At 51.8% G+C, this 8,436-nt stretch carries 6 protein-coding genes and 1 pseudogene; 3 read left to right on the top strand and 4 right to left on the bottom strand.

Annotated elements, in window-relative coordinates:
- Window positions 1-426: 426 nt before the first annotated feature.
- Window positions 427-2,307, top strand: a complete 1,881-nt coding sequence (locus AACY45_RS14350; RefSeq protein WP_339546087.1) for a DUF294 nucleotidyltransferase-like domain-containing protein — start codon at window positions 427-429, stop codon at window positions 2,305-2,307.
- Window positions 2,304-3,023: a 3'-5' exonuclease gene (locus AACY45_RS14355; protein ID WP_339546088.1), complete on the top strand. Its 720-nt coding sequence runs from the start codon at window positions 2,304-2,306 to the stop codon at window positions 3,021-3,023. The genes AACY45_RS14350 and AACY45_RS14355 overlap by 4 nt, the downstream gene beginning before the upstream one ends.
- A 108-nt stretch (window positions 3,024-3,131) precedes the next feature.
- On the opposite strand, the gene AACY45_RS14360 is transcribed toward AACY45_RS14355, so the two are convergent.
- Both AACY45_RS14360 and AACY45_RS14365 read right to left on the bottom strand, forming a co-directional pair.
- Window positions 3,132-4,268 carry a mechanosensitive ion channel family protein gene (locus tag AACY45_RS14360; RefSeq protein WP_339546089.1) on the bottom strand — a complete coding sequence of 379 codons (1,137 nt, stop codon included), beginning with the start codon at window positions 4,266-4,268 and terminating at the stop codon, window positions 3,132-3,134.
- A 90-nt stretch (window positions 4,269-4,358) separates the two neighbouring features.
- Window positions 4,359-6,026, bottom strand: a complete 1,668-nt coding sequence (locus AACY45_RS14365; protein ID WP_145319438.1) for a BCCT family transporter — start codon at window positions 6,024-6,026, stop codon at window positions 4,359-4,361.
- 282 nt (window positions 6,027-6,308) lie between these two features.
- Here AACY45_RS14365 and AACY45_RS14370 point away from each other — a divergent pair.
- Window positions 6,309-6,592: pseudogene (locus tag AACY45_RS14370) on the top strand (TerC family protein); the annotation flags it as partial.
- A gap of 966 nt (window positions 6,593-7,558) precedes the next feature.
- Here AACY45_RS14370 and AACY45_RS14375 read toward each other — a convergent pair.
- Entirely contained in the window at window positions 7,559-7,801 is a 243-nt protein-coding gene (locus AACY45_RS14375) for an AbrB/MazE/SpoVT family DNA-binding domain-containing protein (protein WP_339473604.1), read from the bottom strand.
- 526 nt (window positions 7,802-8,327) lie between these two features.
- On the bottom strand, window positions 8,328-8,436 hold a 109-nt coding region (locus AACY45_RS14385), incomplete at its 5' end, for an IS3 family transposase (protein ID WP_146427598.1).

Below are 8,436 nucleotides of genomic sequence, written 5' to 3' on the forward strand. Positions count from 1 at the left end.
AATGATAAGGATGCGCTCTGCGGCGAGGCCCGCCATTCAGTTTGAAAGCAATAATGCCTGAGAGTGCAACATTTGCCGGTTGGTCGCGCTGCCCTGACGGTAGCTTGGACACCATCGGCGCATCAGTATCACAACCAAAGATATGGCCCATGCCATTTGTGTGTGCTGGCAGAGGAGGGGGGCATGCGCGATACGCTGAGTCATTCGACTGCTAACCACGATGGTTACAGAGCTTTCACTCAAATCGACAGCCCACTGTTAAGAGCGGATGGATGCCGTATTTTGCGAAGGCCGCTGCCGCCCACTCGCCTCGAATTGCCTTAATCCTATAATCCGATAGAAAGTATCTGATAGGCTTTTGGGGCGAGCAGCAAATTTCAACATACGCCTTTTGGCGATTTTTTCCTTCCAGCATACCGAGGTTCCATGCAAGCCGAGATGCAGGAGATCAGCGACCATCTCTATCGTTTTTCCCCGTTTGATCAACTGCCCAGGGAGTCGGTAGATGCTATGGCTCGGCGAGTTGATGTGCGTTACTTCAAGGCCGGTAGCGACATCCTGGAAGCGGGTGCCGTTATCCAGGATTTGCACTATGTGCGCAGCGGCGCAGTGGAGATTTATCGACGCAGCGGCGAGCTTTACAACCGGCTTGTCGAAGGCGATATCTTTGGCCAGGCAGGGCTCTTGCGCAGCAACAAAGTTCGTTTTCCTGCGAAAGCACTTGAAGACAGTCTGATTTACTACATCCCCGCCGACGTATTCGCCGATCTGTGCGAACAGCATGACGCCTTTGCGGATTTCGTTGAAGCTGAAGGGCACTCCAGGCTCAAGTCCGCAGTCGAGGCGCAGGGGCGGGCGAGCGAACTGATCCAGCTCAAATGCCGAGCCTTGCTGTCACGCTCCTTGGTGTGGGTGACTTCAGATACTACCGTTGGCGAGGCTGCAAGGCTGATGACTGAGCAACGCGTTGCCTGTGTCGTGGTCATGTCGTCATCGGGACTGCAGGCAGGAGACACCCAGGGGATTGTGACCGACAGGGATCTTCGCACCCGGGTCGTCGCTGCCGGGAAGAACGCCGACAAAACGCTCATCAGCGACATCATGACGACAGATCCTGTCGCCATAAATGCTGATGACTCAGGTTTTGAAGCGATGCTAGTCATGCTGCGCCGCAACATCCATCACTTGCCCGTTCTCAATCATGGGCGCCCGATTGGCGTAATTAACCTCTCAGATATTATTCGGTACGAATCCCATAGTAGCCTGTACCTGGTCAACAGAATATCTAACCAGACGTCGGTCGACGGTCTAAAGTCGTTATTACGAGACCTACGTGGAACGTACATCCGGATGGTGAGGGATGGCGCGACCGCGCACATGATCGGTAGCGCTATCTCAGGTATCGGCAGAGCTTTCACGCAGCGTCTGCTGGAACTTGCAGAAGAAAAACTGGGCCCACCTCCGGTACCTTACTGCTTCATGGTTCTAGGCTCCATGGCACGCGATGAGCAACTCCTGGTCAGCGATCAAGATAACGCCTTAGTGCTGGATGATCGATTCGATCCCTCCTTGCATGACGCATATTTTCGTAGTTTGGCAGCCTTTGTCAGCGATGGCCTCGCCGCGTGTGGGTACAGCTACTGTAAGGGCGGAGTCATGGCGACCAACGACCAATGGCGACAACCTTTGAGGGTGTGGCACAGCTATTTTGATCAGTGGATCGATAAACCAAACCCGACAACTTTGCTAAATAGCTGCATCTTTTTCGATTTGGATGGCGTATTCGGCCAGCTCTCGCTAGTGCAAGAACTCAAAGTTCTATGCGCTCGCAAATCCAGTTCCCACCCCGGATTTCTCAGTGCCATGGCGAGGATTGCACTGAACCGGACACCGCCCCTAGGATTTTTTCGTACCTTTGTCGTCGAGACAGATGGACAACAGAAAAGAATCATCAATCTTAAAGGTCGCGGTACGGCACCACTCACCGACCTTATTCGCATCCATGCTCTAGCTTGCGGCAGTACTGCGCAGAACTCGTTTGACCGTATCGATGCAATCGCTAGTTCTAACATCATGCCGCCCGAAGCATTGAGGCACCTTCGCTATGCTCTTGAGTTACTCTCTATGGTGAGGATCCGGCATCAGGTAGAGGCGCTGGAGCAGGGAGAAACGCCCAATAACTATATCGAGCCTGAGCGCTTCTCTAATAGCGAGCGGCACAATCTCAAAGAGGCCTTTAAGGTGTTGAGTAACGGCCAGAATTTCCTGCAGTTCCGCTACCCGCCAAAGAGTCGTGTCTCAAAGTGAATGATGTCAAGGCGGAGCCAGATTATCCGGGAAACTGGCCATTCATATTCCGGGAATTGGCGCAGAAGTCGGCCCATTCTTGCTTGAGAACGTTTTATCAGGCGGGCGTCGTCTCACCACACACTCCGATTGAAAGCGTGCAATTTCTTGCGATGGACGTGGAGACAACCGGGCTCAATGCCCAGGCTCACAGTATTGTCAGCATTGGTTTGGTGCCGTTCACTTTAAAGCGCATCTTTTGCAGCAAGGCGGAATATTGGGTGCTAAACCCATCATCAGAACTGAGTGAAAAGTCAGTCACCTTCCACCACATTACCCACGCTGAGATTTTGAATGCTCCCTCGCTCCCGGAAGTGCTGGAACCACTTCTGCAGGCCATGGCCGGCAAAGTGATTGTCGTCCATTACCGCAATATCGAGCGTGAGTTCCTTGATGCAGCACTGCGGAGGCACCTCGGAGAAGGTCTGAGGTTTCCGGTCGTAGACACGATGCAATTGGAAGCTAGGATGCATCGGCAAAAGCAAAGTTGGGCTGCCAGGCTCATGCGCCGCCCGCAGACATCCATACGATTGGCCGACAGCCGCTCGCGCTATAACCTTCCAGCCTATCAAGGGCATCATGCGTTAACTGATGCCCTCGCGACCGCTGAGCTGCTACAAGCGCAGATAGCTATCCATTATTCATCAGGGTCACCTATTGGTGCTCTGTGGGACTGACGGCCCAGCACCAAGCGGGGGCGCCCGAAATGCTATGGCGGGAGGCTTCTCAAACGCCTCGAAAGTCTGTCAGGCGATATGCATGATTCTATACGTCTGAGCATGCGTTTATATCGAGTGCTCTGAAGTCCTCACAGTCACATCTTTGCTACGACCCACAGGCACCTCCGCCCCTGGAATCGATGCAACGTAAACGGTTCGTGATGGGAACGCAAAGCTGACACCTATCTCGTTAAATGCGTCCATTATTGCTAAATTTATGTCTTGCTGAATATCCATATAGATGTTGTAACTTGGGTCTAGCACAATGTATACGACCTCAAATTCTAAGGCGCTCTCCCCAAAATTCCGAAAATGGCATCGGTCAAATCTGGCTCTTTCTTGCTGACTGATAATATGCTCGATTCGTTGTGTTACTTCCCTGGCCTGAAGCGCAGAGCAAGTATAAGTAAGCCCTATTTCAAAGACTATTCTACGCTCCAGAAGCCGTTTGTAATTCTGTATGGTACTTCCGATCATGTCCGCGTTAGCCATAACGATTTGTTCACCGCCAAGGCTACGAATCCGCGTCGTCTTCAATCCTACATGCTCGACGGTGCCAGACAATGAGCCCACAACGATGAAGTCGCCTACCTCAAACGGTTTATCTACCGCAATGGATAGCGAAGCGAATACGTCCCCTAGAATATTCTGCATTGCCAAGGCTATAGCGATGCCGCCTACCCCTAAACTGGCAACGAAAGCTGTAATATTCACGCCGACGTTTGAAAGCATCGCCAGCACAACCACGACCCATAAGAAGACCTTTGCTCCCCACAAGCTTAACGTCGCCAACGCGCTCCCCTGAAATGTTTCAGAGGCGCTGTGCCGTCTAAAATATTGAGCGAGCGCCAAAGCACAGGCGCGGTTCGCCCACAAGCCGATTTGCAAAGCAGCGACTACGAACCATAGGCTGCTGACTCGTCCCAACCAACGCTCGGCTAGGTCAAGGACGCCTACACCAACGAGTATTGATGCCAGCAGTAAGAGTGTGTTACTTGTGCCTGAAAGCACTACGACCGCGATATTGCTAACAGGGGCATTTGGTAGGGCTGATATTTTTCGAAGCTTCCTAAGGAAAAAACCAATCACAGTTCTTGCCAAGACGAAACTAAGGGTCGCTAACAAAATAGCGAAAACCCAATTGGCTAACGAGATTCCCAGAAAATCGTAAGTCATAAAAAAATTTAATGTTTCTTGAAACATTCTGACCTCCTTTTTCGAGGTATAACCCGCCAGCGCGTACTTGGCGGGTTATATAAAGGTTACGGGATGCTTGGCGCCCTCAATAGTTAACTAGCGGGGCTCAGACATCAGTCCCTTCACAAGAGATACGCAGCCCAGAGCCAGCACAAGAGCGAAAGGCAGACCCGTAGATACCGCCATAGCTTGTAGTGCTACGAGACCGCCTCCCAATAACAGTGCAATGGCAATCACTCCTTCTATGACGGCCCAAAATACACGCTGTGGAACAGGCGCATCGACCTTACCCCCTGCGGTAATCGTATCGATGACTAAGGAGCCGGAGTCTGAGGAAGTGATGAAAAAGACGATCACCAGAACAATGCCCAAGAACGAAGATATTTCTTTTAGTGGCAGTTCTCCCAGCATGGCGAACAGTTTCAACTCCAGGACAGCATCCTTAACGCCAACCAAGTTTTGCACAGTAGCTTGGTCGATGGCAGTGCCACCAAACGTCGTCATCCATAATACGGACACCACGGTAGGAACTAACAAAACAGAGATTAAGAACTCCCTGACCGTTCGCCCACGGCTGACCCGCGCAATAAACATCCCCACAAATGGAGACCAACTGATCCACCATGCCCAATAAAATGCAGTCCAGCCCTGAGTGAATTCCGTGTCAGTGCGTCCGAAAGGATTGGAAAGCGCCGGTAGATATTCAGCGTAGGTCACCAGATTTTTAAAGAATCCAGTGAAGATTGCCAAGGTGGGCCCAACAACAATGATGAACACCAGCAGCAGCAGCGCTAGGCCCATATTGATCTGTGACAGCATCTTGACGCCCTTATCTAAGCCAGCAAGAACTGACCAAAGGGCAATCATGGTGATCCCAACGATCAGCACTACTTTGCTTAGATTTGTCGACTCAATACCGAAGAGATATTCAATCCCAGCTGCTGCCTGCTCAGCTCCTATCCCCAGCGATGTCGCCAGTCCGAACAATGTGGCGAATACCGCCAGGATATCTATCAAGTGCCCTGGCCAACCCCAGACGCGCTCGCCTAGCAATGGATAGAAGATCGACCGTATAGAGAGCGGTAAGCCCTTGTTGTAAGAAAACAGGGCTAGGGACAGAGCGACAATCGCGTAGATCGCCCAAGGGTGGAGTCCCCAGTGAAAGATAGTGGCGGCCATTGCCAAGTCGGCTGATGCCTTGGCGTCACCCGCTGCACCTCCTAAAGGTGCCCAGTCGGTTCGGGCTCCACTTGCATCGACTGTTACACCGCCCATGGACGCTTGATAATGAGACATGGGTTCGGCTACGCCATAGAACATTAGGCCAATGCCCATTCCTGCAGCGAAAAGCATTGAGAACCAGCCCACGTAGCTATGGTCTGGTTTGGCGTCCCTACCGCCCAATCGAACCTTCCCCAGCGGCGAGAAAATTAGCCCGATGCAAAGCAAAACAAATATGTTTGCAATGCTCATGAACAGCCAAGCGAGATTGCCAGTCAGCCAGTTTCGAATGGCACTGAAAAGCGGTTCTACTTCATTTTGGAGCGCCAGCGTCATAATGACGAACAGCAAGATAGTGGCAGCTGAGATGACAAACACTTTGCCATGGATATCAAGGGAAAATGAAAACTCACCTTTGATATTGTCCTGTCCGATCACGTAGTCGGTGTCAATCAGATTGGCGGCCCCGCTAGGGGCAGGAATGCCATCCTCACTGCTTTTATGAGGTTTTTCTGGTAGATCATCCCCAGGTGTTCGGCCCATGAGAGCCTCCTTGATGGTGGCACGCTATGACGTGCAGTGGTCGTTAGCCCCGCTGTTCCTATGGTAAAAACGAGATGTTTGCATGCCTATCCTAACAAGCTTTTTTACAATCTGGCGAAAGCTGGTCTCACAGGGTAGGTGCAGTAGGGCGTGCGTCAGCTGTATGCAGGGCGCGAGAACGTGTCGCTTAGAGGATTGTCGCCAACGAGATGACTGAATAGCTTGATAGGCATCTCCTCAGCTATTGAGGATGACTTCTTCAAACTCGTTGAGAGGATTGAGGTCACCCAAGAACCCTTCATCGTCTACACCTCTCACACCTTCGCCATCCTTGGCCTGCGTGCGTTCTATTTTGCCCTGTCGGCGATGATTCATCGCTTCTCTTACCTCAAGTACGCGCTCGCACTGATACTGGTATTTATCGGTGGCAAGATTTTCCTGGTCAGCATCATCGGCAAGATTCCGGCGGTCATTTCCCTGAGCGTACCCTGGGGCTGCTGCTGGGTGGGGTGCTGCCGTCACTGTGGAAAACCCGCGACCAAGCCTCTGCTAGCTCGCAGGAGTAAATCCAAAAAGGTGGCGGCCGCCAGTGGGCGGTTGCGGGATGTAGTAGTGCGCTGGTTAGCGAGTACCCGGGCTCTTATGCTTAAAGCGACGGTGAACCTTTCTTACGACGCATCCAATCGACTCATGTCCGGTCGTGCTTCTCATCGGAAACTGACTGCGGTCGCTTGCGATGGTGGCTCATAGCCGCTAATAGTCAGGAGGTGCTTGGAGAGGGTGTGAAGATGATTTCGAGATTTGTTGTTGTCCCTGCAATCCCAGTGGAAACGGGATCAATGCGTAACGGATCGCGCTTCTACTGTCAGACTGCACCTATAGGCTTCAGCATCTACGACAATGAGGAGAAGCTTCGGCTGAAGAATATCTATCAGACCCGAGAAGAAGCCGAGGGAGAGTGTCATCAACTTAACCTTGAGTGGCGTCAAGTCGTTCTTTCGGAAAGCAATCCGTGACTGCGCTATAGGTATTCACTCTCGCATAGTCATCAGGCGCCCGGTTCCGAAACGAGTGGATTAGGAACTCGCTGAAGCCCGACTTACACGGCTTTCACGTGGGGGATCGGTATTCAGGAGCGAACAGACAGCGTCTGCCTCCCCCCTGACTTTGAACACGCCATGCTTGCTAGCTGAACCTCCCTCTACAAGGTCGACAACCCTGTATCGCTTGCTGCCATCGTCCAGTGTGGTGGTTTCAATCACTCTGAATCTTGCTTGCATGGTTGTTTTCCGTGCATGACATTGGTGACTTAGAAGTACCGGCAAAACAAGACGATTTCAAGAACGGGGTGGGCTTAAGCTGAGACAATTTATGACGGTGCACCGTGCTTCTCATCGCAGGAACGACGGTATATCAGCAGGTGCCGTGTTGAGCCATTTTTCCTATAGTCGATGCTTCGGGCCAGCAGGGCCCGGCTAAGCTTTAGGTTTTCTCATGGAGGTAAAGATACTGTCATCGATCATGTGGCTGTCTTATTTTTCCTGGGCGTTACCAAGCCGTGCACTATCCCAGGCTTCAGTGAGCTCGTCTATTCGATCCGTCATCTGAGGCGTTTTTGATAGGACAAGGCAACTCGTGTTGCCGACAAATTCTTCTATCAGGTACACAGCGTCGCCGACGTCCAGTTCGAGCTCCTGCAGCGCTTCGTCCGGAATCCGAATCGCACCGTCACCATCCCATTCTTCGATAATGATCTTCATAGGTGGTTTTTTCACATTTGATCTCCGTTGCTATGAGCCGGCAAGCCGTTCCCGTCTTTAGATTCTCAGTGGCACGTTTACAGATCAGGATAATCATCAAGCTTAAGGCTAGGAGCGCCTCCGTCCTCCGGCTCGCGCTTAGGCGTATGTATCACTCCAGCTTCAGCATCTGCACGCATCTGCTCGAGCTCTTTGTGAAATGCCTTGTCCTGAACCGTGGGCTTGCTGGTGTACGGTTTTCGGTCAGGTACAGGCTGGGCTGCATAAGTCGTTACCGCGTGTGGATCATGCTGTAGTTTCTCTTGGACTTGCGACTCCAGCAGTGCACGGAGCGCGTCTTTGTCTGGACGGTTCAACAATTTGTTACTCCTATTCGGAAGCCAAGCACTAGCTATTCGATCGGTACATTGAGCAGTTGGTGAGGGCATGGGCCGTTTATATTGTGGTTCCATCGCAGATTGGCAGCTACCCGAATTGCAGGTTAAGAATTCAGTAAGCCTACCAAGGCTTGGCTGCAACCGACTGAATCGCCCCGGATTCTCTAGACACCTTGCAAGCTCATTGCGTAACGCTTTTCAAACTCTACCGGTGACAGCTGATTGTTGAAACCATGGCGGCGTTTTACGTTGTAGAACATCTCGATGTAATCA

It is taken from the genome of Pseudomonas sp. RA_35y_Pfl2_P32, from assembly GCF_963970735.1.
Taxonomy (GTDB): domain Bacteria; phylum Pseudomonadota; class Gammaproteobacteria; order Pseudomonadales; family Pseudomonadaceae; genus Aquipseudomonas.